Source organism: Nocardioides baculatus (genome assembly GCF_016735675.1).
GTDB classification, from domain to species: domain Bacteria; phylum Actinomycetota; class Actinomycetes; order Propionibacteriales; family Nocardioidaceae; genus Nocardioides; species Nocardioides baculatus.
This window is the reverse complement of the sequence record NZ_JAERSG010000002.1, coordinates 344,967-368,522: the sequence shown is the minus strand read 5'-3', so window position 1 is coordinate 368,522 and position 23,556 is coordinate 344,967. Positions and strand designations below refer to the sequence as shown.

At 70.4% G+C, this 23,556-nt stretch carries 25 protein-coding genes; 12 read left to right on the top strand and 13 right to left on the bottom strand.

Features of this window, described 5'->3' with window-relative positions:
• The first annotated feature begins 62 nt into the window (after positions 1-62).
• On the top strand, positions 63-818 hold the full coding sequence (locus tag JI751_RS07520) for a hypothetical protein (RefSeq protein ID WP_201935212.1): 756 nt from the start codon (positions 63-65) through the stop codon (positions 816-818).
• A gap of 4 nt (positions 819-822) precedes the next feature.
• Here the strand turns inward: JI751_RS07520 and JI751_RS07515 are convergent, their stop codons facing one another.
• From JI751_RS07515 to JI751_RS07500, 4 genes are all read right to left on the bottom strand, one after another.
• A complete protein-coding gene (locus tag JI751_RS07515) occupies positions 823-1,050 on the bottom strand; it encodes a hypothetical protein (protein WP_201935210.1) in 228 nt (75 codons plus the stop codon).
• 29 nt (positions 1,051-1,079) lie between these two features.
• Complete coding sequence (trpD, locus tag JI751_RS07510; protein ID WP_201935208.1) at positions 1,080-2,108, bottom strand: anthranilate phosphoribosyltransferase; 1,029 nt, start codon at positions 2,106-2,108, stop codon at positions 1,080-1,082.
• A gap of 66 nt (positions 2,109-2,174) precedes the next feature.
• A complete protein-coding gene (locus JI751_RS07505) occupies positions 2,175-2,591 on the bottom strand; it encodes an Rv3143 family two-component system response regulator (protein WP_443678517.1) in 417 nt (138 codons plus the stop codon).
• A 23-nt stretch (positions 2,592-2,614) separates the two neighbouring features.
• On the bottom strand, positions 2,615-3,541 hold the full coding sequence (locus tag JI751_RS07500; protein WP_307813973.1) for a cytochrome c oxidase assembly protein: 927 nt from the start codon (positions 3,539-3,541) through the stop codon (positions 2,615-2,617).
• Between the two features lie 38 nt (positions 3,542-3,579).
• Between JI751_RS07500 and ctaE the strand changes: the two genes are divergently transcribed.
• From ctaE to qcrB, 4 genes are read left to right on the top strand one after another with little or no spacing between them, the layout of a single operon-like run.
• Positions 3,580-4,257 carry an aa3-type cytochrome oxidase subunit III gene (gene ctaE / locus JI751_RS07495; protein ID WP_443678516.1) on the top strand — a complete coding sequence of 226 codons (678 nt, stop codon included), beginning with the start codon at positions 3,580-3,582 and terminating at the stop codon, positions 4,255-4,257.
• Between the two features lie 30 nt (positions 4,258-4,287).
• The gene (gene qcrC, locus JI751_RS07490) at positions 4,288-5,160 is read left to right on the top strand and encodes a cytochrome bc1 complex diheme cytochrome c subunit (protein ID WP_201935203.1); all 873 of its coding nucleotides are present in this window, start codon (positions 4,288-4,290) and stop codon (positions 5,158-5,160) included.
• Positions 5,157-6,248 (top strand): cytochrome bc1 complex Rieske iron-sulfur subunit, encoded by a 1,092-nt coding sequence (qcrA, locus tag JI751_RS07485; protein ID WP_201935202.1) that lies wholly within the window; start codon positions 5,157-5,159, stop codon positions 6,246-6,248. The genes qcrC and qcrA overlap by 4 nt, the downstream gene beginning before the upstream one ends.
• Complete coding sequence (qcrB, locus tag JI751_RS07480) at positions 6,245-7,999, top strand: cytochrome bc1 complex cytochrome b subunit (protein WP_372440555.1); 1,755 nt, start codon at positions 6,245-6,247, stop codon at positions 7,997-7,999. Before qcrA ends, qcrB begins: the two co-directional genes overlap by 4 nt.
• A gap of 251 nt (positions 8,000-8,250) precedes the next feature.
• Here the strand turns inward: qcrB and JI751_RS07475 are convergent, their stop codons facing one another.
• From JI751_RS07475 to ctaC, 5 genes are all read right to left on the bottom strand, one after another.
• Complete coding sequence (locus tag JI751_RS07475) at positions 8,251-9,228, bottom strand: hypothetical protein (protein ID WP_201935201.1); 978 nt, start codon at positions 9,226-9,228, stop codon at positions 8,251-8,253.
• A gap of 272 nt (positions 9,229-9,500) precedes the next feature.
• Positions 9,501-10,724, bottom strand: coding sequence for a L,D-transpeptidase (locus JI751_RS07470; RefSeq protein ID WP_201935200.1), 1,224 nt, complete (start codon positions 10,722-10,724; stop codon positions 9,501-9,503).
• Between the two features lie 87 nt (positions 10,725-10,811).
• Positions 10,812-11,210 carry a cytochrome c oxidase subunit 4 gene (locus tag JI751_RS07465; RefSeq protein ID WP_201935198.1) on the bottom strand — a complete coding sequence of 133 codons (399 nt, stop codon included), beginning with the start codon at positions 11,208-11,210 and terminating at the stop codon, positions 10,812-10,814.
• On the bottom strand, positions 11,207-12,970 hold the full coding sequence (ctaD, locus tag JI751_RS07460; RefSeq protein WP_201935196.1) for an aa3-type cytochrome oxidase subunit I: 1,764 nt from the start codon (positions 12,968-12,970) through the stop codon (positions 11,207-11,209). Before ctaD ends, JI751_RS07465 begins: the two co-directional genes overlap by 4 nt.
• On the bottom strand, positions 12,967-13,869 hold the full coding sequence (gene ctaC, locus JI751_RS07455; RefSeq protein ID WP_307813971.1) for an aa3-type cytochrome oxidase subunit II: 903 nt from the start codon (positions 13,867-13,869) through the stop codon (positions 12,967-12,969). The genes ctaD and ctaC overlap by 4 nt, the downstream gene beginning before the upstream one ends.
• Positions 13,870-14,009: 140 nt before the next feature.
• On the opposite strand from ctaC, the gene JI751_RS07450 reads away from it, so the two are divergent.
• On the top strand, positions 14,010-15,137 hold the full coding sequence (locus tag JI751_RS07450; RefSeq protein ID WP_307813968.1) for a cysteine desulfurase family protein: 1,128 nt from the start codon (positions 14,010-14,012) through the stop codon (positions 15,135-15,137).
• 11 nt (positions 15,138-15,148) lie between these two features.
• Positions 15,149-15,376 carry a sulfurtransferase TusA family protein gene (locus JI751_RS07445; RefSeq protein ID WP_307813965.1) on the top strand — a complete coding sequence of 76 codons (228 nt, stop codon included), beginning with the start codon at positions 15,149-15,151 and terminating at the stop codon, positions 15,374-15,376.
• On the opposite strand, the gene JI751_RS07440 is transcribed toward JI751_RS07445, so the two are convergent.
• Entirely contained in the window at positions 15,373-16,359 is a 987-nt protein-coding gene (locus JI751_RS07440; protein WP_201935193.1) for a carbohydrate kinase family protein, read from the bottom strand. The two genes, JI751_RS07445 and JI751_RS07440, sit on opposite strands and share 4 nt — an antisense overlap.
• Positions 16,360-16,480: 121 nt before the next feature.
• On the opposite strand from JI751_RS07440, the gene JI751_RS07435 reads away from it, so the two are divergent.
• Positions 16,481-16,732: a hypothetical protein gene (locus tag JI751_RS07435; protein WP_201935192.1), complete on the top strand. Its 252-nt coding sequence runs from the start codon at positions 16,481-16,483 to the stop codon at positions 16,730-16,732.
• 65 nt (positions 16,733-16,797) lie between these two features.
• Here JI751_RS07435 and erpA read toward each other — a convergent pair whose 3' ends face one another.
• Together erpA and JI751_RS07425 are read right to left on the bottom strand one after the other, a co-directional pair.
• Entirely contained in the window at positions 16,798-17,157 is a 360-nt protein-coding gene (erpA, locus tag JI751_RS07430; protein WP_201935191.1) for an iron-sulfur cluster insertion protein ErpA, read from the bottom strand.
• Between the two features lie 205 nt (positions 17,158-17,362).
• The gene (locus JI751_RS07425; RefSeq protein ID WP_201935190.1) at positions 17,363-18,445 is read right to left on the bottom strand and encodes a glycerate kinase family protein; all 1,083 of its coding nucleotides are present in this window, start codon (positions 18,443-18,445) and stop codon (positions 17,363-17,365) included.
• A 42-nt stretch (positions 18,446-18,487) separates the two neighbouring features.
• On the opposite strand from JI751_RS07425, the gene JI751_RS07420 reads away from it, so the two are divergent.
• Together JI751_RS07420 and JI751_RS07415 are read left to right on the top strand one after the other, a co-directional pair.
• The gene (locus JI751_RS07420) at positions 18,488-18,931 is read left to right on the top strand and encodes an SRPBCC family protein (RefSeq protein WP_201935189.1); all 444 of its coding nucleotides are present in this window, start codon (positions 18,488-18,490) and stop codon (positions 18,929-18,931) included.
• Positions 18,928-19,812 (top strand): GNAT family N-acetyltransferase, encoded by an 885-nt coding sequence (locus tag JI751_RS07415; RefSeq protein WP_201935188.1) that lies wholly within the window; start codon positions 18,928-18,930, stop codon positions 19,810-19,812. The genes JI751_RS07420 and JI751_RS07415 overlap by 4 nt, the downstream gene beginning before the upstream one ends.
• Before the next feature lie 67 nt (positions 19,813-19,879).
• Here the strand turns inward: JI751_RS07415 and JI751_RS07410 are convergent, their stop codons facing one another.
• Positions 19,880-21,109 (bottom strand): glucose-1-phosphate adenylyltransferase family protein, encoded by a 1,230-nt coding sequence (locus JI751_RS07410; RefSeq protein WP_201935186.1) that lies wholly within the window; start codon positions 21,107-21,109, stop codon positions 19,880-19,882.
• A gap of 57 nt (positions 21,110-21,166) precedes the next feature.
• On the opposite strand from JI751_RS07410, the gene nadA reads away from it, so the two are divergent.
• Entirely contained in the window at positions 21,167-22,351 is a 1,185-nt protein-coding gene (gene nadA, locus JI751_RS07405) for a quinolinate synthase NadA (RefSeq protein ID WP_201935184.1), read from the top strand.
• Between the two features lie 22 nt (positions 22,352-22,373).
• A complete protein-coding gene (locus JI751_RS07400; RefSeq protein WP_201935182.1) occupies positions 22,374-23,555 on the top strand; it encodes a winged helix DNA-binding domain-containing protein in 1,182 nt (393 codons plus the stop codon).
• Position 23,556: the final 1 nt, after the last annotated feature.

The following is a 23,556-nucleotide window of genomic DNA, read 5'->3' as shown; positions in this document are numbered from 1 at the left end:
GTTCTCGCACATTCCGGCTTCCTGACTGATCGAATTGGTCCGACACACACCTCAGGAGTCCGATGAAGACCGCACCGACCCGGCGAGCTGTGGCAGCCGGGACCGCCATCCTCGCGCTCTCCTCGCTCAATGCGTGCGGAGCAATTGGCGACCTCGTGCCCGGCAGCAACGCGTTCGTCGAGCAGGGGCCGCGCAAGGTCGCCGAGGCCGGCTTCGACGAGATGCGTGACCTGACCTCGATTCGGGTCCTCGGCAGCATGGAGGACAAGCGCTTCGGGTTCACGAGGATCGACATCAAGCTCGACGACACCAACTGCACCGGGACCCTGGACACCGCCGAGGGGTCGATCCGCGTCACCCAGACGGCCGACGGGGCGTGGTTCAGCGCGGACGAGGACTTCTGGCAAGCCACCATCGGCGTGCAGTCGCCCCAGGCGGACCGCCTGATTCGGAAGTACGCCGGCAACTGGTCGTCGATCGGCAAGGACGACAAGAAGATCCTCGGGCTGTGTGACCTCGAGAACTACCGCGGCAGCTTCACCCTCGACAAGACGGACACTGACGACACGCTGAAGATGGGCGAGGTCGTGGAGGTGGGCGACACCGATGCCGTACCGATCACCGGACGGGACGGCAAGGAACTGGTCACGGTGTGGATCGGCGTGGACGCTCCGCATCGCGTGCTGAAGATCGCTCCCGCCAGGGACACCGGACGCGAGGATGCCCTCTACTTCGAGGAATTCGGCCTCGACGTCGTCGTGAAGACCCCGGCGAAGAAGGACATCGTTGTGCTGCCCCAGGGGCAGTCGCCCGTCTGAGCAGTCACAACCGGTTCAGTGCGATGCCTGTCGGAAGCACGAACGACAGCACGAGCACCACGAGGGCGACGAGGACGGCCGGGCCCGCTAGGTCCTCGCCGCGCGCCATCGCCAGGACCGCGGAGAACATGCCGACGACCGCGAGCAGCGGTCCGTAGCCCAGCACCACACCCACCGCGCAAAGGAACGACACGGCCGACAGCACGGAGGTGGGTTGCCCGCCGTACGCCATGGCAGAAGTGTGGCAGACCGTGGCGCCGGTCAGGCGGACGTCGCCGCCACCCACCGGTCGAGGGTCGTCTGCGCAGCACCGGAGTCGATGGCCTCCGCGGCCTTGGCCACCCCGGCCCCGAGGGCTGACCGGACGTCGTCCGCTGGAGAGTCGTGGACCGCGAGCGCCGCACCGGCGTTGAGCACCACGGCGTCGCGGACCGGACCGGGTTCCCCGGCGAGCATCCGGCGTACGACGTCCGCGTTGTGCGCCGCGTCGCCGCCGCGCAGGTCCTCGGTCGTCGCTCGGGCGATCCCGAGCGGGGCCGGGTCCAGGGTGAGCTCGGCGACCTCCCCCGCGTGCACCCGCCACACGGTCGACGTGGTCGTGGTGGTGAGCTCGTCGAGGCCGTCGTCGCCGCGGAACACCCAGGCGTCGACGCCGCGACCGGCGAGCACGCCGGCCATCACCGGCGCCATCCGGACGTCGGCGCAGCCGATCGCCTGCGCCTGCGGGCGGGCCGGGTTGGTGAGCGGACCGAGGATGTTGAACGTGGTGGCGATGCCCAGCTCGCCCCGGGTCGGGGCGGCGAAGCGCATCGCCGGGTGGAAGGCGGCGGAGAAGCAGAAGGTGATGCCCGCCTCCTGCGCGACCTCGGCGACCCGCGCCGGGGCCAGGTCGAGCCGGATGCCGAGGGCCTCGAGGACGTCGGCCGAGCCCGACTTCGATGATGCGGACCGGTTGCCGTGCTTGACCACGCGCGCACCCGCACCGGCGGCCACGATCGCCGCCATCGTCGAGATGTTGACCGACATGGAGCGGTCGCCGCCCGTGCCGACGACGTCGAGCAGGCGTCCGGGGACCTCGATCCGGTTCGACGCCGCCAGCATCGCCGAGGCGAAGCCGGTGACCTCCTCGACCGTCTCGCCCTTGGCGCGCAGCGCGACCAGGAAGGCGGCGAGCTGCACGGGGCTCGCCGCGCCGGCGAAGACCTCGTCCGTGGCCCATCGCGCCTGCTCGGTCGTCAGGTCGCGACCAGCGACCAGCGTGGAGAGGACGTCGGGCCAGGTGTGGGACATGGCCTCAGGCTAGTGGCCGGCGATCGGCGTACGCCCGTCGTGTCAGGTCGTGGGTCAGGTCGTGGGTCAGGAGGTGGCGGGCACCGAGGGTCGCATCAGGCCGATGACGGCCTCGGCGAGCTGGATCGGGTCGATCGGGTGCGGCACCGCCGCCTCGGCACGCGACCAGGTCGCCAGCCAGGCGTCCTGCGGGCGTCCGGTGAGCACGACGACGGGCGGGCACTCGTAGATCTCGTCCTTGAGCTGCTTGGCGATGCCCATGCCGCCGGCGGGGACGGCCTCGCCGTCGAGGATCGCGAGCGAGATCGTGCCGGAGTCCATGTTCTGGAGGACCACCGGCTCGGTGGCGACCTCGACGTACTCGAACTCGGGCAGGTCCGGGTGCGGACGGCGGCCGAGGGCGAGGATCACCTGCTGGCGCGTGTTGACGTCGTCGCTGTAGACGAGGACCTTGACCGGTCGGGCGGCGGGGGCATCAGTCACAGGCGGCATCGTAACCGTCCCGGTCAGTGCGTCGGCGCGCGGCGCTCGGCGAGGTCGAGGCGCCGGTCCTCGCGGGCGGCCTCCTTCATCGACGAGCGCACCCACTGGGTGAAGAGGACGGCGAAGAAGAGGACGCCGATCAGGTCGCCGGACGCCCACAGGATGCCGCCGGCGAGGTGCTGGTCCTCCAGCATCGGGGGCAGCCAGGAGCCCATCGGGCCCTCGCGCAGCTCGCGGTAGTGCTCCTCGCCGATGATCGTCGACTGGCCCATGATCGTGACGCCGAGGAAGGCGTGGAAGGGCAGGGTCATCAGGGTCAACAGGACCCGGAACGGGTGGCTCACCCGCCCCGGCACCGGGTCCACGCCCATGAGCGGCCAGAAGAAGAGCGTCCCGACGAGCACCAGGTGCACGTGCATCATCTCGTGGACGAACGCCGAGGCGAGGCTGGCGTCGTACCAGGACGAGAAGTAGAGCGCCCACGGCGAGGCGACGTAGAGGGCGAACGCGAGCGGCGGGAACGCCAGCACCTTCGCGACCCGGGAGTGCAGCACGGCGAGCAGCCACCGACGCGGGGCGGGCGGGAGGGTGCGCAGGGCCAGCGTGACGGGCGCGCCGAGGGCGAGCGCCAGCGGGACGACCATCGACAGGAGCATGTGCTGGACCATGTGCACGCTCAGCAGGGTGGTGTCGTAGCGGCCCAGGCCGGACGAGGTCGCGAAGAAGAAGGAGCCCATGCCGAGGCCGACGAACGCGAGCGTCCGACCGACCGGCCAGCGGTCTCCCCGGCGGTGCAGCACGACGACGCCGAGGACGTACAGACCGACCGCCCAGACGGTCACCACGAACGGGATCGGGTCGATCCCCCAGTCGCTGAAGACCCGTCCGACGGTGAAGCGCGGGAGGACCTCGAGGTCGGCGGAGTAGGGGGTCAGGAGGGCGGGTACCACGGTGTGAACTTTATGACCCGGTTGCACAGGGGGTCGGGGTGCCCTCACTGGGATCCAACAGCCATAATGATCGGGTGGCGACAGCAACAGCGACGATTCCGGCATCCCGGCTGCACGGGCACCACGACCGACCGAGCATGGTCAGCGTGGGCACGATCATCTGGCTCTCCAGCGAGCTGATGTTCTTCGCCGCGCTGTTCGCGGCCTACTTCACGATCCGCGCCGTCAGCCCGGACCTCTGGGCGCAGGAGACGGAGAAGCTCAACGTGCCGTTCTCGACGGCCAACACCGCGATCCTCGTGGCCTCGTCGTTCGCCTGCCAGTGGGGCGTCTTCGCCGCCGAGCGCGGCCAGGTCGGGCGTGCGGGCTCGCTCTTCAACTTCGCCAAGTGGGGCCTGCGTGAGTGGTTCATCCTCACCTACGTCATGGGCGCCATCTTCATCGGCGGCCAGGCGCTCGAGTACGCCGAGCTCATCCACGAGGGCGTCACCATCCCGAGCTCGGCCTACGGCTCGATGTTCTACCTGACCACCGGCTTCCACGGCCTGCACGTGACCGGCGGCCTCATCGCCTTCCTCTTCGTGCTGGGCCGCACCTACCTCGCCCGACGCTTCACCCACGAGCAGGCCGTGACCGCGATCGTCGTGTCCTACTACTGGCACTTCGTCGACGTGGTCTGGATCGGGCTCTTCTTCACGATCTACGTCATCAAGTAACGACCGAACCGCAACCGGCAAGGACTCACAGTGCGCGTGCTCAACCGAACCGCTGGACGCCTCTCCCGGCATCGCCGGGGACCACTCGCTGGCCTCGCGGTCCTGCTGCTCGGGCTGCTGATCAGCGGCTCCCTCTACACCGTCTTCGCCCCTGCGCAGGCCACCAGCCAGGCCAGCGAGACCGAGCAGGTCGCCCAGGGCAAGGAGCTCTTCCTCGCCAGCTGCGCGTTCTGCCACGGCAAGAACGGCGAGGGCGTCCCGACGGTCCGCGACGGCTACCAGATCGGTCCGTCGCTGGTCGGCGTCGGTGCCGCGGCGGTCGACTTCCAGGTCGGCACCGGCCGCATGCCGATGGCGAGCCCGGGCGCGCAGGCGCCCCGCAAGAAGGTCGCCTTCAACGACGAGGAGGTCGCGGCCCTCGCGGCCTACGTCGCCTCGCTGGGCCCCGGGCCCGCGATCCCGAGCCAGTCCGACTACTCGATCGAGGGCCTGTCGGAGGAGGAGCGCCAGGAGGCCATCTCCCGCGGCGGCCAGATCTTCCTGACCAACTGCACCGCGTGCCACAACTTCAACGGCGCCGGCGGCGCCATGCCGCGCGGCGGCTACGCCCCGACCCTGCACGGCGTCGAGGGCAAGTACATCTACGAGGCCCTGCTGACCGGGCCGCAGAACATGCCCAACTTCAGCAACGGCAACCTGTCCCCCGAGGAGAAGCGCGACGTCATCGCCTACCTCGACAGCATCCAGGACACCCCCGAGTACGCCGGCTTCACCCTCGGCGGCCTCGGCCCCGTGTCGGAGGGCATGTTCGCGTGGCTGGTCGGGATCGGCGGTCTCGTCGGTGCGGCCGTCTGGATCGCCTCGCACACGACCCGGAGCAAGAAGAGCAAGGTGAACGCGTGAGCAACGAAGACCACCCCTCCGACCACGTGCCCGCGACGACGCACGACTCGCACGTCCCGTCGCACCGCGAGTCCGAGCCGATCCCGGACCCCGGCCTCCCGCCGCACGAGTGGCGCCCGACCGACGTCGACCCCAAGGCCGAGAAGCGCGCCGAGCGCCAGATCGCCGCGCTGTTCATCGCGGCGATGGTCAGCGCGGTCCTCTTCGTGGTCGCCTACTTCTCCTTCTCCGTCGGCGACAGCTGGGACACCTTCGCCGGCATGGGCGCCTCGACGGTGTCGCTCGGCGTCACCCTCGGCATGTCGCTCCTGCTCATCGGCATCGGCATCATCCACCTGGCCCGCAAGCTGATGGCGGACCACGAGATGGTCGAGATGCGCCACCCGGCGGCCTCGCCCCAGGAGGACCGCGACGCCACGATCCAGGCGCTCAACGACGGCCTCGACGAGGCCGGCATCGGCCGTCGCCCGCTTGTGCGCAACACGATGCTCGGTGCCGTCGGCATCCTCGGCCTCCCGGCCGTAGTGCTGCTGCGCGACCTGGCGCCGGGCGACACGCTCGACATCAGCAAGCTCGCCCACACGATCTGGGAGCCGGACATGCGGCTCGTGCGTGACGTGGTCGGCACCCCGATCCTCGCCAGCGAGGTCGAGGTCGGCGACCTCATCAACGCCGCACCCGAGGCGATGTTCCCGACCGAGGAGAACGGCTACCCCGAGCTCGAGGGCGCGGAGGAGCAGTCCGAGAAGGCCAAGGGCGCGATCATCATCGTGCGGATGGACCCCGACGACATCACTCCGGCGAAGGGCCGGGAGAAGTGGACCGTCGACGGGATCATCTGTTACTCCAAGATCTGCACCCACGTCGGGTGCCCGATCTCCCTCTACGAGCGCACCACGCACCACGTGCTGTGCCCGTGCCACCAGTCGACCTTCGACCTCGCGGACGCCGCGAAGGTCGTCTTCGGTCCGGCTGCCCGTCCCCTTCCACAGCTGCCGATCAAGGTCGACGGAGAGGGATACCTGGTCGCTCAGAGCGACTTCACCGAGCCCATCGGGGCTAGCTACTGGGAGCGTGAGAAGCAGTGAGCGTCGACACCAGCAAGGTCGCGACGAGCAACCGCACGGACGCCGCAACCGCATCGAAGCCCGGCCCCGCCGGGTCCCTGGCCTCCTGGGCCGACGACCGCCTGGGCCTGGCCACGGCGATGAAGAAGAACCTGCGCAAGGTCTTCCCCGACCACTGGTCGTTCATGCTCGGTGAGATTGCGCTGTGGAGCTTCGTCGTGCTGCTCCTCACCGGCGTCTTCCTCACGCTCTGGTTCAACCCGTCCATGGGCCACGTGACCTACGAGGGCTCCTACGACCAGCTCCGGGGCATCGGCATGTCGGAGTCGATGGCCTCGACGCTGCACATCTCCTTCGACGTGCGTGGCGGCCTGCTCATGCGCCAGATGCACCACTGGGCGGCGATGATCTTCATCGCCTCGATGATGGTGCACCTGCTGCGCGTCGCCTTCACCGGCGCCTACCGCAAGCCGCGCGAGCTCAACTGGGTCATCGGCTGCATCCTGCTGCTCCTCGGCACGCTCGAGGGCTTCACCGGCTACTCGCTCCCCGACGACCTGCTGTCCGGCACCGGCGTCCGCGCCGCGGACGGCTTCCTGAAGGCCACGCCGGTCGCCGGGACGTACATGTCGTTCCTGCTCTTCGGCGGTGAGTTCCCGGGCGAGTCGATCATCCCGCGGCTCTACATCGTCCACGTGCTGCTCATCCCGGGCATCCTGCTGGCCCTGATCGCCGCCCACATGCTGCTGCTCGTCTACCACAAGCACACGCAGTGGCCCGGCCCCGGCCGCACCGAGCAGAACGTCGTCGGCTTCCCGATGCTCCCGGTCTACGCCGCGAAGGCCGGTGGCTTCTTCTTCATGGTCTTCGGCGTCATCGCCCTCATGGGCGGCCTGCTGTCGATCAACCCGGTCTGGAAGTTCGGTCCCTACGACCCGACCAAGGTGACGGCGGGCTCGCAGCCCGACTGGTACATGGGCTGGCCCGACGGACTGCTGCGCATCATGCCCAGCCACATGGAGTCGGTGATCTTCGGCTACACGATCTCGTGGAACGTGCTGATCCCGATCCTCCTCGTGCCGCCGCTCATGCTCACCGTCCTGATCGTCCTGCCCTTCCTGGAGGGCTGGATCACCGGCGACAAGCGCGACCACCACCTGCTCCAGCGCCCGCGCAACGCGCCGACGCGCACCGCGGTCATGGTGGCCCTGATGACGTTCTACGGGCTCGCCTGGGCGGCCGGCGGCAACGACATCATCGCGATCAAGCTGCACGCCAGCATCAACCAGATCACGTACTTCATGCGCGGTGCGATCTTCATCGGCCCGGTGATCGCGTTCTGGATCACCCGACGTTGGTGCATCTCGCTGCAGCGCCACGACAACGAGAAGCTGCTCCACGGCTACGAGACGGGCATCATCACCCGCTCGGTCGAGGGCCAGTACGCCGAGCGGCACCTGCCGATCAGCGGCACGAGCGCCTACACGCTCACGGCTCGCGACCGCGACGAGATCTACTCGGTCGACGGCGACACCGACGCCGCCGGCGTGGCCGCGCCCAACTCCCGCTCGGAGAAGCTGCGCGCGAGGCTCTCGTCGTGGATGTACCAGCACAACGTGCAGAAGCCCACCAGGGCCGAGCTCGAGGAGGCGCACCACCACGCCGAGCACGAGGCGGAGCTCCAGTCCGGGCTCGACCACCCGGTCGACGGTCACCAGTTCGACGACCACCGCCTCCGCGACACCGACGAGGTGCCGCTCCGCGACCACTGAGTCGCCCAGCACGACACGAAGGGCCCGCCGGTTTGATCCGGCGGGCCCTTCGTCGTTCGCTCCCCTCCCCCAGCCTGTCCTCCGGGTGGCGGCACACGACATCCCTCCGCCGCTGGGTGGCGGCGTACGACATCCCTCCGCCGCTGGGTGGCGGCGTACGACACCCTGGCGGCGCCCTGCCATGTCGTGTGCCGCCACCCAGGCGACCGAAGCGTGACGTTCTGCCGCCACCCACACGGAGAAGCCACCGCTCAGGCGGCGTCGCCGGAACCCGCCTCGTTGCGTGCTCGCGGCGCGATCGTCGGGGTGGTGCGGGCCAGGACAGCGCGCGTACCGGACGGCGTGAAGAGAGACTGACGGAGCTGGTCGTGCCATGCCCGGATCCGGGTGGGATCGTGCGGACGACCGAGCGACCGATCTGCGTCCTGGAGCACGGTCACGGCGCGGCGAAGGATGTCTCCTGAGGTGTACCCGCGCCGCACGAAGCCGGCCGCGTCGAGGGCCCGATCCCGTCGTCGGTCCACCACTCTTCGCGGTGCCTTGTCGTGCTCGTCGCCGTCGTACTCGGGAGCCTCGTTGGTCCCGACGATGAGCAGGTCCACCCGTGCCACGCGGGCGCCACTCGTGTCACGGATCACGTACTGCGGCTCGACGTCGATGCCGCAGAGCACGTGCAGCAGGCGGGTCAAGGTTTCGAACGGTGACTCCGACCGGCCGTCGGCGAATGCGAGCGCGCGCTGCAGGGCCTTGGATCCAGGTCTCTTGACGCCGAGCACGGCCCTGATGTCGGACTCGCTGCACGCTCCCGTGTGCAGCACCCCGTCGAGGAGAACCACCATGTCGATCAGGCACAACCATCTGGCGCACGCGAGCAACGTCTCCGGACCGGAAGCGACGCGCAGTCCGTCGATCTCCTCGCACGAGATGACTCGGGTGTGCCGACTCGTCCGCACCCCCGCGCGCATGGGCCGAGGGTCGTCGAGCCCCATCGCCATGAAGACCGGAAGGTCAGCCGGAAGCGGAGGCAGCCACCAGCCGCGGACCTCCGCGCTGGTCAGCGCGGTGAAGCAGCCCTCGCCCGGCATGAGCAGCTGCCAGGCATGCAGTGAGGCGACGCGGTCGTCACCCAGGTCGGCGCGACGGTGCACGGCCTGGGACTCGCGGACGTACGCCGTGAGTCGCGGGTGGCCGCGGACAGCGCGGGGTCCAGGAATCGCGTGAAGGTTCACCCGCCGACGGTCGTACTCCCGACACGCACGCTGCGACCGCATGAGCGTCAGGCTGTGGACGAGCTACCTGACGTACGTCCTGTGGACGGGTTCGGGCGCAGTCCTTGAGTGGCGGCTCCCGACATCTCGTAGCGGCGGGGTGGCGGCAGATGACATCGAAACGGCTCGTTCCGATGTCGTACGCCGCCACCCACGTCACAGTCGATGTCGTACGCCGCCACCCACGCCGGCGCCCTGTGTCGTATGCCGCCACCCATGGCGGCACGGGGCGCTCAGGAGAGGGCCGAGCCGGTCTTCCAGTCGGGGTACGAGAGGTTCCAGTCGCCGTAACCGTTCTGGAGGGTCATCTGGCGCTCGGTGCCGGTGTACTCGACGACGTCGCCGCGGCGGCTCATGGCGTAGAGCCAGCCGGCGTCGGCGGTCGACATGCCGGTGCAGCCGTGGGACACGTTGGCGTAGCCCTGGGAGCCGACCGACCACGGGGCGGCGTGGATGAACTCGCCGGAGAAGGTGACGCGCATCGCCCACTGGACGTCGTCGATGTCGTAGGCCTCGGGGTTGTTGCGGTTGATGCCGACGGTCTCGGAGTTCATCCGCTTCTCGTCGAACTTCTCGATGATCACCTTGGTGCCGGAGCGGGTGGTGAAGCCGGGCTTGCCGGTCGTGATCGGGAGGGTGCGCAGCAGCTTGCCGTTGGAGAAGACCTGCATCTGGTGCGTCTGCGCGTTGACCTTGTAGACGTGGGCGTCACCGATCTGGAAATCGATCGTGCGCGACTCCTGGCCGTAGATCCCGTTGCCCGCCGGCAGGCTGTTGAGGTCGAGGTCGACCGACACGTCGGTGCCCGCCTTCCAGTACGACGCCGGGCGGTAGTGCGCCTCCTGGTCGCTCATCCAGTACCACGAGCCGCGCTGCGCCGGCGTGCTCGTCACGTGCATGTGCTTCTCGAAGAGCGCCTTGTCGGTGACCGGCAGGTCGAAGGTCACGATCACCGGCATTCCGACGCCGACGGTCTCGCCGTCGAGCGGCGCGATCGAGGCGAAGGTCTGCTCGTCCAGCGTCAGGTCCACGGTGTGGAAGCTGCGCGTGCGCTCGACGGTGCGACCGTCGCTGCGGATGGTCGACGCGGTGATGGTGTAGTCGGTGCCGGGCTCGAGCCGGTCCGACGAGGTCCAGGTACCGTCCGCGACCTCACCGGCCACGGCGCCCGCGGCCGACGTCACCTCGACGGTGTCGAGGGTGCCGCCGTCGGCGCCGACCGTCAGCGGGTGGTCGAGCGTGACCGCCGCGGCGTCGGTGAAGCTCGTCGAGAGGCGCACCGGGTCAGGCTTCGCCGACGCGGACCCCGAGGTGCCTGCCGGCCCGTCCGACCTGCTCGGGCCCTCGGTGCTGCTCGACGTGCACGCCGCGAGGCTGCCGGCGAGTGCCAGCACCGCGGCAGCGAGTGTCGTACGACGGCGCGCGGAGCGCAGGTGAGCGGACGCGCGAGTGCGCATACGGCATACCCCCCAGTGATGACGACCCGAAATCGGAAGAACCCGTCCAGCGTACGTCGCGGACGGGCTCTTCTCTAAAAGGCGCGATCAGTGAGCGTGCTCACCGCGGTAGTACTCGAAGATGAACCCGCAGAGGACGATCGCCCCGACCGTGAAGCCGATGAACACCAGCCACCACGCGGCGAGCGCCGTGCCGTAGACGATCACGCCGAGCGCGAGCGCACACCACAGCGGCCACCAGGAGTAGGGCGGGAAGAAGCCCAGCTCACCGGCACCGTCGGCGATCTCGCCCTCCTTGCGGTCCTCCGGCCGCGGGTCCATGCGCGAGGCGTGGAAGCCGAGGTAGAGGGTGACCATGCCGAAGAGCAGCGCGGTCATCACCAGGGCGGAGGTGCCGGTCGGGTCCTCGGTGAGGAACCAGTAGGCCGGTGCGACGACCGCCACGAACAGCGCAGTGATCCCGAAGACCCAGGACTCAGCCTTCATCGGAGGTCACCCTTCGTCTCGGTGATGTCGTCGCCGTCGACCCGGTCACGGAGCATCTGCTCGCGGCCCTCCACGTCGGGCGCGTCCGTGGGAGTGTCCTCGTCGCGCATCGAATCGTTCTCCTGGAGCTCCATGAGCGCGATCTCCGGGTGGTGCAGGTCGAAGGCCGGGGACTCCGAGCGGATCCGCGGCAAGGTGTGGAAGTTGTGCCGCGGCGGCGGGCTGCTGGTGGCCCACTCGAGCGAGCGGCCCCAGCCCCACGGGTCGTCGACCTCGACCTTCGGCCCCTTGGAGGAGACGTAGACGTTGTAGAGGAACGGCAGCGTCGATGCGCCCAGCAGGAACGCCCCGACCGTGGAGATCTGGTTGAGCGTGGTGAAGCCGTCGTCGGGCAGGTAGTCGGCGTAGCGACGGGGCATGCCCTCGACACCGAGCCAGTGCTGCACGAGGAAGGTGGTGTGGAAGCCGACGAACAGGATCCAGAAGTGGAGCTTGCCGAGACGCTCGTCGAGCATCTTGCCGGTCATCTTGGGCCACCAGAAGTAGAACCCGGCGAACATCGCGAAGACGACGGTGCCGAAGACCACGTAGTGGAAGTGCGCGACCACGAAGTAGGAGTCGGACACGTGGAAGTCGAGCGGCGGGCTGGCCAGGATGACGCCGGTGAGGCCACCGAAGAGGAAGGTGGTCAGGAACCCGATCGACCACAGCATCGGGGTGTCGAAGGACAGGGACCCGCCCCACATCGTGCCGATCCAGTTGAAGAACTTCACCCCTGTCGGCACTGCGATGAGGAACGTCATGCCGGAGAAGAACGGCAGGTCGACGGCGCCCGTGACGAACATGTGGTGCGCCCACACGGCCACCGACAGCATCGCGATGCCCAGCGTGGCGGCCACGAGGCCGACATAGCCGAAGATCGGCTTGCGGCTGAAGACCGGCAGGATCTCGGAGATGATCCCGAAGAACGGCAGCGCGATGATGTAGACCTCGGGGTGGCCGAAGAACCAGAAGAGGTGCTGCCACAGGACCGGCCCGCCGTGCGACGGGTCGAAGACGTGGGCCCCCAGGATCCGGTCGGCCTCCAGCGAGAGCAGGGCGCCCGCGAGGATCGGGAACACCATGATCACGAGCATGCTGGTGATCAGCGTGTTCCAGACGAAGATCGGCATGCGGAACATCGTCATGCCGGGCGCGCGCATGCAGATGATCGTGGTGATGAAGTTGACGCCACCGAGGATCGAGCCGAGACCGGCCATCCAGAGGCCCATGATCCAGAGGTCGCCGCCGACCCCCGGACTGCGTACGGCGTCGGAGAGCGGCGTGTAGGCGAACCAGCCGAAGTCGGCGGCACCCTGCGGCGTCAGGAAGCCCGAGCCGGCGATGAGGCCGCCGAACAGGAACAGCCAGTAGCTGAACATGTTGAGGCGCGGGAACGCGACGTCGGGGGCACCGATCTGCAGCGGCATGATCACGTTGGCGAAGCCGAAGAACAGCGGCGTCGCGAACAGCAGCAGCATGATCGTGCCGTGCATCGTGAAGAGCTGGTTGTAGAGCTGTTCGCTCACGACCTGCTGGCCGGGGTAGGCCAGCTCGGAGCGGATCAGCATCGCCATCAGGCCGGCGATCAGGAACCACGCGAACGAGGTGCCGAGGTAGAGCTTGCCGATGAGCTTGTGGTCGGTCGTGGTGAGCAGTCGTACAACCTGCTCGCCCAGGGGCTTGCGCTGCGGTGCGGCAGCAGCGGATGCGGCGCTCACTCCTCGCTCCCTTCCTCGGACTCGAGTCCGGCCTGCGTGGTCACGTCTGATCCACCGATGATCGGGGTCTCCGCGGTGTTGCCGGCGTCGGCCAGCTGGGTGAGGTAGTCCTCGTAGTCGGCCTGGCTGACGACCTTGACCTTGAACAACATCCGCGAGTGGTAGACCCCGCAGAGCTCGTAGCACTTGCCGAGGTAGTCGCCCTCGACGGTGGGCGTCACCTGGAGCTTGTTGATGCGGCCCGGGATGACGTCCATGCGGGTCAGGAACGACGGGACGCCGAAGTTGTGGATCACGTCGGGCGAGCGCAGGTTGAACTGGATGCGCTGGTCGACGGGGAGCACGAGCGTCGGGATCTCGCTGCCGTCACCGGAGGTGTAGACGTAGGAGTCGTAGGCGTAGTCGTCCGGCTCACCGCTGGCGTCGGGGTTCTCCTCGCCGACACCGTGGTTGAAGGTCCAGGACCACTGCTGGCCAGTGACCTCGACCGTGACGTCGGGCGTGGTGATCTCGGTCTGGATGTCCTGCACGCGCACGGTGTGGAAGAAGAACACGATGCACATCAGGACCGGCGCGATCGTGTAGAAGACCTCGAGCGGCAGGTTGTAGCGCGTCTGCCGCGGCACCTCGTCGTCGCTGCGACGACGGAACTTGATCACCACATAGGCGATCAGGCCCCAGACGATGACGCCGGTCACCATGGCGGCGACCCACGCCCACTTCCACAGCTCGTAGGTGTAGGGGCCCTGCTCGGTGATGCGGTCGGGCATGGCGAGGTTGCGGATCTGGTGCTCGTCGGCTGCGGAGCAACCGGCCAGCACCAGCATCGTCACGCCGAGCAGCGCGACCCTCAGGACGCGCCGTGGCGCACCCGAGATCTTGGGGACTTGCAGACCCACTGACGAGCCTCTCTCTCGGTCCTTCTCAGACACGTAGAGAGTATCCCCAACCGGCCTCGCCGTGCGGGGCAGGGTGGGGTGTCGTGGGATGGGCGGACGTTCCGGGCACGGCTGACCGCGCGAGTGGCACAGTTCGTCCTGTGACCGGGTCCGTGCCAGCGCAGGGCGACCTCGACAGCGCATCCGCCGCGCCGCTCCACCCGGCGGCCCGCGAGGTGCTGCTCGCCGCGCTCGACCGCGGGTACGCCGACCCCCGCCGGCTGCACCGCCCCGGCCGCGAGGCGCGGCTGCTGCTCGACAACGCACGCGAGGCGACGGCCGACGCGCTCGGCGTGCGCGCCGACGAGGTGACCTTCACCCCGAGCGGCACGCACGCGACGCACCTCGGCCTGCTGGGGCTGGTGCGCGGCGCCCGCCGGGGCGACGTCGTCGTCCACTCTGCTGTCGAGCACTCGGCCGTCCGCCACGCCGTGGAGTGGGGTGCCCGCGGCGAGGAGGTGCCCGTCGACGCCGTCGGCCGGGTCGACCCCGCCGAGGTGCGCGCCCGTGCTGAGCGGCCCGAGGTGGGCGTCGTCGCGCTCCAGAGCGCCAACCACGAGGTCGGCACCGTCCAGCCCGTCGGGCGGGTCGACCTGCCGCCCGACGTCCCGCTCTTCACCGACGCCTGCGCGTCGATGGGCCGGCTCGCGCTGCCGTCCGGCTGGGCCGCAGCCGCGGGATCGGCGCACAAGTGGGGTGGCCCGGCCGGCGTCGGCGTGCTGCTGGTCCGCACCCGGGCGCGCTGGCGCAACCCCTTCCCCGGCGACGACCGGGTCGACGAGCGCTCGACCGGCTTCGAGAACATCCCCGCGGTGCTCGCCGCGGCAGCCGCGCTCCAGGCGGTGGTCGCCGAGCGCGAGGAGGTCAACGCGCGCCACCACGGTCTGGTGGACGTCGTACGCCGTCGGGTGGCCGCGGAGGTGCCCGACGTGGAGGTCGTCGGCGACCCGGTGCGCCGACTCCCCCACCTGGTGACGTTCTCGTGCCTCTACGTCGACGGGGAGGCGCTCGTGACCGAGCTCGACCGCCGCGGCTTCGGCATCGCGAGCGGCTCGGCGTGCACCGCGTCGACGCTCACCCCGAGCCACGTGCTGGAGGCGATGGGGGTGCTGACCCACGGCAACGTCCGGCTCTCCCTCCAGCGCGACGCCACCCGCGCCGACGTCGACGCCTTCTGCGACGTCCTGCCGGAGATCGTCGCGGAGATCCGGTCGCGGGTCGGCCTGTGAGCCCGGCTCCGGTGAGCCTCGAGCTCGACTGCCGCGCGATGCTCTGCCCGATGCCGGTCATCGAGCTCGGCCGCCACCTCGCCGACGTCGAGGTCGGCGAGCTGCTCGCGGTGGTCACCCACGACGTCGCCGCCGCGGTCGACGTACCGGCGTGGTGCCGGATGAAGGGGCAGGAGTACGTCGGCACGGACGTCGCCGACGACGGCGCCCCGCGCCACGTCGTACGCCGCCTCGGCTAGACCCTGATCGTCTGGAGGTGCGGCTCGAAGTCGGCGACGGCCTCGTCGCCGTAGGTCGCGCCGCACCGGGCGAGGAAGGCCGCGCGGGAGATCTCGTACTCCTGCGTGCCGACCTGCTCGACGACGTAGACGGCGAGGAGGCACCCGAGCTGCGCGGCACGCTCGTGGCCGAGTCCCCAGCTGAGCGCGGCGAGGAAGCCGGCACGGAACGCGTCGCCCACACCGGTCGGCTCGACCTTCTCGATCTCGGGGACCGCCCGGACGACGATCGACTCCTCGCCGGCGCGGTCGATGCGGACGCCGTCGGGGCCGAGGGTGACCACCCACGAGCCGACGCGCGAGAGCACCTCGTCACGGGTCCAGCCGGTCTTCTGGGTGATCAGGCTGGCCTCGTACTCGTTGGAGAAGAGGATCTCGGCGCCGTCGATCAGCGGGCGGATCAGGTCGCCGTCGCCGAAGGCCAGCTGCTGCGACGGGTCGGCGAGGAACGGGTAGCCGCGCTGGCGGCACTCGTCGGTGTGGCGCAGCATGCCCTGCGGGTCGTCGGGGCCGATGATCACGTAGTCGGGCGCGCCGACGCGGTCGACGATCGGCTTGAGCTCGATCTCGCGCGACTCGCTCATCGCCCCGGCGTAGAAGCTGGCGATCTGCGCGTGCGCGGTGTCGTTGGTGCACACGAAGCGGGCCGTGTGCTTGGTCTCCGACACGTGGACCGAGTCGCAGTCGACGTTGTGCCGCTCGAGCCACGCGCGGTACTCGGCGAAGTCCTCGCCGACGGCCCCCACGAGCACCGGACGCAGGCCCAGGTTGCCGAGGCCGAAGCAGATGTTGGCGGCGCAGCCACCCCGGCGTACCTCCAGGTCCTCGACGAGGAACGACACCGACAGCTTGTCGAGCTGGTCGACCACGAGGCTGTCGGCGAACTTCCCGGGGAAGGACATCAGGTGGTCGGTCGCGATGGATCCGGCTACGAGGATGGACACGTCGCGGAACCCTACCCGCCGACCGCCTCCGCGCCGCTTCGCCGACTCCCGACCGGACGAGCCCGGAGTTACCTCCCGGTACGGCTCGGGATACCCCGCAGTAGCCAATAGCGTCGTGGACATGACGACCTCCGCGCCCGGTTCTCGCCGTCCCTCGCTCACCCACGACGAGCTCGGCACGCTCGCCGAGATGGCCGCCGACGGGCGTGCCGCGCGTCGTCACCTGCGCCTCGAGCGCGCCGCCCGGGCCGCGGTCTCCGCCCCGCCCAGCATCCGCTACGAGGACTACCCGACCGAGGTCGGCAAGCGCGAGATCCGGGTCTCCGACGCCGCCGCGCGCATCGCCAACGCGCTCCACCTGCACCTGGACTGAGCAGTCACCCTCAGACGACGAAGGCCCCCGCCAGTGGCGGGGGCCTTCGTCGATGTCCGGTCAGCTCAGTGGAAGCTGTCCCCGCACGCGCACGAACCGGTGGCGTTGGGGTTGTCGATCGTGAAGCCCTGCTTCTCGATGGTGTCGACGAAGTCGATCTCGGCACCGTTGAGGTAGGGGACGCTCATCCGGTCGACCACGACGGTCACGCCGTCGAAGTCGGTGGTGACGTCGCCGTCGAGCGTGCGCTCGTCGAAGAAGAGCTGGTAGCGCAGGCCCGAGCAGCCACCGGGCTGCACGGAGATGCGCAGGGCCAGGTCGTCGCGACCCTCCTGCTCGAGGAGGCTCTTCACCTTGCCGGCGGCGACAGCGGAGAGGTTGATCTGGTCGGTACGGCGATCGGTGGTCTCGATCTGCTCGGTCATCTCATCACTCCAGGAAGTCTCGGGTACTGCTTGCCTCAATGGTCGCACACGCGCCCTTATTCCCTCCGCTCGACGACGTCATTCCGGCAGCGCGTGGCCGGACCGTCGTACGCCGCTGACCACTGTGCGGTTGCTGTAATGCAGCATCCGCGTCACAGCAACCGCACAAGGGCTGGAGTCACCGGATATCCGGTGACTCCAGCGCTCAGCGAGACCAGGTCCGCGCGACGCGTTGGGCGAGGTCGGCGAGGGTGTCGGCGGGGGCGCCGAGGGCGCGCTCCTCCCCCACGAGCTCGACGAGGGAGTACGCCGACTCGATGCCGAGGGCGCGCATCTCGCGCGAGCCGACCAGGACCTGTCCGGCGAGGGCGATGCACGGGCGGAGGGCCTCGGACGCGACGGCCGCGACGCCGTAGGGCACCTTGCCCGCCCGGCTGGAGAAGTCGAAGGCTCCCTCGCCCGTCACCACGAGGTCGGCCTGACGGGCCCGGGCCGCGAGGGAGACGGAGGACGCGACGAGGTCGATGCCGGGCTCGCGGGTGGCGCCGAGGACGAGCAGCGCGTAGCCGATGCCCCCGGCCGCGCCGGCACCCTTGTCCAGCGACGTACGCCGGTCGGTCGCGACCGCGAAGCCCTCGAGCCAGCCGTCGACCTCCGCGATCCGGTCCTCGCCGATCCCCTTCTGCGGCCCGAAGGTCTTGGTGGCCCCGAAGAGACCGGTGAGGGGACTGTCCACGTCGCTCGCGGCGACCAGTCGCACGCCGGCCAGCCGGGAGCGGGCGGGACCGAGGTCGACGTCGCTCACGGACGACAGGGCGGCAGGGCCGCCGTCGAGCACACCGTCGGAGGTGGCACCGAGGGCCGCCAGGACGCCTGCGCCCCCGTCGTTGGTGCCGGTGCCGCCAAGACCGACGACGACGGTCGTCGCGCCGCCGTCGACCGCCGCGAGCACGAGCTCGCCGACGCCGCGGCTGGTCGCGGTCTCCGGGTCGCCGTCGACCAGGTGGAGGCCGGCGGCCTGCGCGCTCTCGACGTACGCCGTCTCCGCCACGCGCAGCACCACCGCCGGCACCTGGGCACCGTGCGGTCCGGACACGGTGACGGCGGACAGCTCACCGGCCAGCGCGGCGTGGAGGACGTCGACGAAGCCGGGGCCGCCGTCAGCCATTGGCGCCAGGTCGAGCTCGTCGTCCGGCGCGTGCCGGCGCCACCCGGCGGCGATGGCCTCGGCCGCCTGGACGGCGGTCAGGGTCCCCGCGAACTTGTCCGGAGCGATCAGCACGCGCATGGCGGACATCCTTGCAGCGGCACCGTCGGGCATGCTGGTCGCATGCCCGACACCCCCGCCACCGACGCCGGTCTGGCGCCCATCGTCGCCGAGGTCACCGTGCCCGTCACCCCCACCGAGGCCTTCGTCGGCTTCACGGCCCAGATGGGCGAGTGGTGGGACCCCGTGCTCACCCCCGACGCGGCGACGTTCACCAACATCGCCATCGACCCCAACGGCCCGGTGGCGATGGTCCACGGCGACGAGGAGTACGTCTGGGGCCGCGTGATGGAGTGGGACCCGATCGGCCGCTACACCCAGGAGTTCTGGCTCGGCCACCCCGAGGACGAGGCGACCGTGCTGGACGTGCGGTTCACCGAGGCGGACGGCGGCGGCAGCCTGGTGCGGCTCGTGCACAGCGGCTGGATGCCCGGCACCGAGGAGGTCCGCGCGAAGTACACCCACTGGGGCGACCTGCTGGCGAGGTACGCCGCCCACGTCTCGTGACGCTGCTCGTCCGCCCGATGCAGGTCGAGGACCTGCCGGCCTGCGAGGCCATCACGCGGACCGCCTACTTCGAGGTCGACCGCACGACCTCCCAGCGGGGGTGGCCCGACCCGCAGCCGCGCTCCGAGTCCGGTCGCGCCGACTGGCTCGCGAAGTCGCGCCACAAGCTGGCGACGGACCCCGGCGGGTGCTGGGTGGCCGAGGAGGACGGGGTGGTCGTCGGCCTCGCCACGTCGCTGCGTCGCGAGCTGATGTGGATCCTCTGCTCCTTCGCGGTCGCGCCCGAGGCCCAGGGCCGCGGGCTGGGCACGCTCCTCCTGGACGCGGCGGTCCGCTACGGCGACGGCTGCCTGCGCGGCATGTTCGTCGCCAGCCAGGACCAGGGCGCACTGCACCGCTACCGCAAGGCCGGCTTCGACCTGCACCCGCAGATGGTGCTGTGGGGCACGGTCCGGCGCGACCTGCTGCCGGCGGTGCCCCACGTCCGCGAGGGAACGGCCGCGGACCGCGACCTCTGCGACAGCCTCGACCGCCGCACGCGCGGTGCCGCCCACGGCCCCGACCACGAGCTGCTGGCCCGGCAGCTCCGGCTCGTCGTCATCGACCACGCGTCCGGCCAGGGCTACGCCTACGTCGCGAGGGCCGGGGGCGTGCAGTGCCTGGCCGCCGACAACCGGCGCACGGCGCGGCTGCTGCTCTGGGAGTCGCTGGCGGCGTCCGACCCCGACACCCCCGTCGAGGTGCCACGCGTCACCGCGGCGAACCAGTGGGCGCTGGACGTGGCGACGGCGGCGCGGCTGGGCATCCACACGAGGAACTTCCTCGCCACCCGGCACCTCAAGCCGCCGACGACGTACATCCCGCACAGCACGTTCCTCTGACGCACTACCTGAGGACGCGGTGCACGCATCCGGGACGGATCGGCGTACGCCACGTCCTCAGGTCTGCCTAGAGAGCGGACCCCGGCTCGAGGCGCGCGCCCGCGGCCACGTCGCCGCTGACGGTCGAGTCGCGACCGACCAGCACCACGTCGTCGTCGTGCGCCAGTCGCCGCGACGGCTCGGCGCCGACGCGCGATCGGGGTGCGACCTCGCAGCGCTCGTCGAGCACCGTGGTGCGTACGACGGCGCCGGCGCGGATCACGCAGTCGTCCATCACGACGCTGTCATGGACCTCGGCGCCCTTCTCGACGACGACGCCGGGGCCGAGCACGCTGCCGACCACGAGGCCGGCGACGTCGGCACCCGGCGAGAGCATCGAGTCGCGGCAGTCGGCCGAGGCGCGCACGCGGGCGGCGGGACGGTCCGGCCAGTGGGAGATGACCGGGCGGTCCGGGTGGTCGAAGACGTCGACCGTGCCCCGGAGCAGGTCGCGGTGGGACTGGAGGTAGAGCCCGGGCTGGCCGACGTCGCGCCAGTAGCCGGTGAGCGGCACCGCAGCGACCGTGCCGCTCTCGACGAGGCGCGGCAGGAGGTGCTCGCCGAAGTCCCCGATGCCGCTGTCGCCGTCGTCCTCCTGCTCCCCCGCCAGCTCGCGCCGGAGGTCGTGCAGGGCACCGAGGAGCGCCTCGGTGTCGTAGACGAAGATCTCGGTCGCGACCGTGCCGGCGGACGGCTTCGAGGGCTTGTGCTCGATCCCGGTCACCGTGCCGCCGCGGCCGGCGAGGACGACGACGTTGTCGGCGGCGTCCTTCTTGCTGACCTCACTGGTGAGCACGGTCGCGGTCCGACCGGCGGCCACGTGGTCCTCGATCACCGGCGCGAGGTCCATGTTGAAGACGTGATCGGCGCTGCACACCACCAGGGTGCGGGCGCCGAAGGCCTCGATGTCGGCCGACATCCGCATCAGCAGGTCGCCGTTGCCGTGCGCGAAGCCGCTCTCGGTCGCGGGGCCCGTGCCCGTCTGCGGGACGATCCGCCGGAAGCCGCCGCGGTTGCGGTCCAGGCTCCACGGGCGCCCGCCCGACAGGTACTCGTCGATGGAGGTCACCTGGTACTCCAAGGACACCCACACGTCCGCGAGGTCGGCGTGGACGAGACCGGAGAGGGCGAAGTCGATCAGCCGGTGGACGCCGCCGTACGGCAGCGCGGGCTTGGCCCGTTCGCGGGTGAGGACGTCCATCCGGGAGCCCTGACCGCCCGCCTGGACCAGGGCCAGCACCTCACCACGTCGCGACATGGGGCTCACCCTCCCACGCTGCGGTCAGCGCCGGGTCCCCCTCCTAGGATGAGTCCCATGGCGACCATCGACCTGCCGCTCCTCCCCCTCGGCAAGGGCCGCGACCTCGACGCCGAGCGTGGCGTGGAGTGTCCCGGGGACCTCCCGGCAGCGTCCGACCCCGACCTCGTCGAGCGCGCCCGCGCGGCCAAGGCCGCACTCGGCGACCGGCTCTTCGTGCTCGGACACCACTACCAGCGCGACGAGGTCATCCAGTTCGCCGACGTCACGGGCGACTCCTTCAAGCTCGCCCGCGACGCGGCCGCACGGCCCGACGCCGAGTTCATCGTGTTCTGCGGGGTGCACTTCATGGCCGAGTCGGCCGACATCCTCACCTCGCCGACCCAGCGGGTCGTCCTGCCCGACCTCGCGGCCGGCTGCTCGATGGCCGACATGGCGCGGCTCCGACAGGTCGAGGACGCCTGGGACGCGATGGCCGACGCCGGCATCCAGGACAGCGTCGTGCCGGTGACCTACATGAACTCCAGCGCCGACATCAAGGCGTTCTGCGGGCGCAACGGCGGCGTCGTCTGCACGTCGTCCAACGCCGAGGTCGCGCTCGACTGGGCCTTCTCGCAGAAGGACGGTCTCGAGGGAGGCGCCAAGGTCCTCTTCCTCCCCGACCAGCACCTCGGTCGCAACACCGCCGTCCTCCAGATGGGCATCGCGCTCGACGAGTGCGTCGTCTGGGACCCGCGTCAGCCCGGTGGCGGGCTCACCGCGGACGAGCTCCAGAAGGCGCGGATGATCCTCTGGAAGGGCCACTGCTCGGTGCACGGCCGGTTCTCCGCGGACGTCGTCGACGAGCTCCGTGCGAAGCACCCCGGCATCAACGTCCTGGTCCACCCCGAGTGCACGCACGAGGTCGTCCTCAAGGCCGACCTCGTGGGCTCGACCGAGTTCATCATCAAGACGATCGAGGCCGCCGAGCCCGGCACCACCTGGGCGATCGGCACCGAGCTCAACCTGGTCAAACGCCTCGCCGACGCCCACCCCGACAAGAACATCGTCTTCCTCGACCGCAACGTCTGCTACTGCTCGACGATGAACCGCATCGACCTGCCGCACCTGGTCTGGGCGCTGGAGAACCTCGTCGCCGGTCAGGTGGTCAACCAGATCACCGTCGACCCCGAGACCGAGGCCGACGCGCTCGTCGCGCTCCAGCGGATGCTCGACCTGCCCGGCAAGTCCCACCGCGACTGATCCCCCGAGGTCGACACCCGCGATGCGACACGTCAGCGACGCCGAGCGGCGCCACCGGATCGCCACGCGCCACGCGCTGGCTCCCGCGCACCGGCTCGACAGCGTCGAGGCCGTCACGCGCGCGATGACCGTGCTGCACGCCACCGAGGCGGCGACCGTCCACCTCGCGGTCGCGGCCCGGGCCGAGGGCCTCGGTCCCGACGACGTCGACACGGCCCTCTACGACGACCGCGAGGTGGTCAAGCAGCTCGCGATGCGGCGCACCCTCTTCGTCTTCCCCCGCGACCTGCTGCCGGCGGCGTGGGGCAGCGCGTCCGCCCGGGTCGCGACGTCGGAGCGCAAGCGGATCGCCAAGGCCATCGCGGGCGCCGGCATCGCCGCTGACGGCGAGGCCTGGCTCGATGCTGCCCGCGAGGCGACCCTCGCGCGCCTCGCGGTCGGGCCCGCCAGCACCTCCGAGCTCCGCGCCGAGGTGCCCGAGCTGGCCGGGATGATCGGTGGCACCACCGACAAGAGCTATGACCGACCGACTCCCGTGGCGCCCTGGGTGCTCACCCACCTCGGTCTGTCCGGCGATGCCGTGCGCGGGCGCAACGGCGGGCACTGGCGACTCAACAAGCCCGTGTGGACGCTCGCCGACGACTGGCTGGGCACCGTCGACGACCCGCTCGACGAGGCCACGGGCTATGCCGAGCTCGTACGCCGCTGGCTGGGCACGTTCGGCCCCGGCACCTCGGCCGACCTCCAGTGGTGGCTCGGGTCCACCAAGGGTGCGGTGACCCGTGCGCTCGCCGACGTCGAGGCGGTCGAGGTCACCCTCGACGACGGAACGACCGGCTGGCTCCTGCCCGACGACACCGACGAGGTGGGAGCCGCAGGACCGTGGGCCGCGCTGCTGCCCACCCTCGACCCGACCGTGATGGGCTGGAAGTCACGCGACTTCTACCTCGATCCCGCCCACGTGCCGTTCCTCTTCGACACCAACGGCAACGCCGGCACGACGGCGTGGTGGGACGGTCGGATCGTCGGTTGCTGGGTGCAGGACGACGAGGGCGTCGTACGCCTCTCGCTGCTGGAGGACGTCGGACCCGCGGGTCACGACGCGCTGCACGCCGAGGCGGCGCGGTTGACCGCGTGGCTCGACGGCACGGTGATCGGCAACGTCTACGCCTCGCGCCAGATGAAGCAGGCCAGGCTGCCGTAGC

Coding starts and splice junctions, on each gene's coding strand:
- JI751_RS07520 (WP_201935212.1), top strand. CDS start 63: ATGAAGACCGCACCGACCCGGCGAGCTGTGGCAGCCGGGACCGCCATC.
- JI751_RS07515 (WP_201935210.1), bottom strand. CDS start 1,050: ATGGCGTACGGCGGGCAACCCACCTCCGTGCTGTCGGCCGTGTCGTTC.
- trpD (WP_201935208.1), bottom strand. CDS start 2,108: ATGTCCCACACCTGGCCCGACGTCCTCTCCACGCTGGTCGCTGGTCGC.
- JI751_RS07470 (WP_201935200.1), bottom strand. CDS start 10,724: ATGCGCACTCGCGCGTCCGCTCACCTGCGCTCCGCGCGCCGTCGTACG.
- JI751_RS07465 (WP_201935198.1), bottom strand. CDS start 11,210: ATGAAGGCTGAGTCCTGGGTCTTCGGGATCACTGCGCTGTTCGTGGCG.
- JI751_RS07435 (WP_201935192.1), top strand. CDS start 16,481: ATGACGACCTCCGCGCCCGGTTCTCGCCGTCCCTCGCTCACCCACGAC.
- erpA (WP_201935191.1), bottom strand. CDS start 17,157: ATGACCGAGCAGATCGAGACCACCGATCGCCGTACCGACCAGATCAAC.
- JI751_RS07425 (WP_201935190.1), bottom strand. CDS start 18,445: ATGCGCGTGCTGATCGCTCCGGACAAGTTCGCGGGGACCCTGACCGCC.
- JI751_RS07420 (WP_201935189.1), top strand. CDS start 18,488: ATGCCCGACACCCCCGCCACCGACGCCGGTCTGGCGCCCATCGTCGCC.
- JI751_RS07410 (WP_201935186.1), bottom strand. CDS start 21,109: ATGTCGCGACGTGGTGAGGTGCTGGCCCTGGTCCAGGCGGGCGGTCAG.
- nadA (WP_201935184.1), top strand. CDS start 21,167: ATGGCGACCATCGACCTGCCGCTCCTCCCCCTCGGCAAGGGCCGCGAC.
- JI751_RS07400 (WP_201935182.1), top strand. CDS start 22,374: ATGCGACACGTCAGCGACGCCGAGCGGCGCCACCGGATCGCCACGCGC.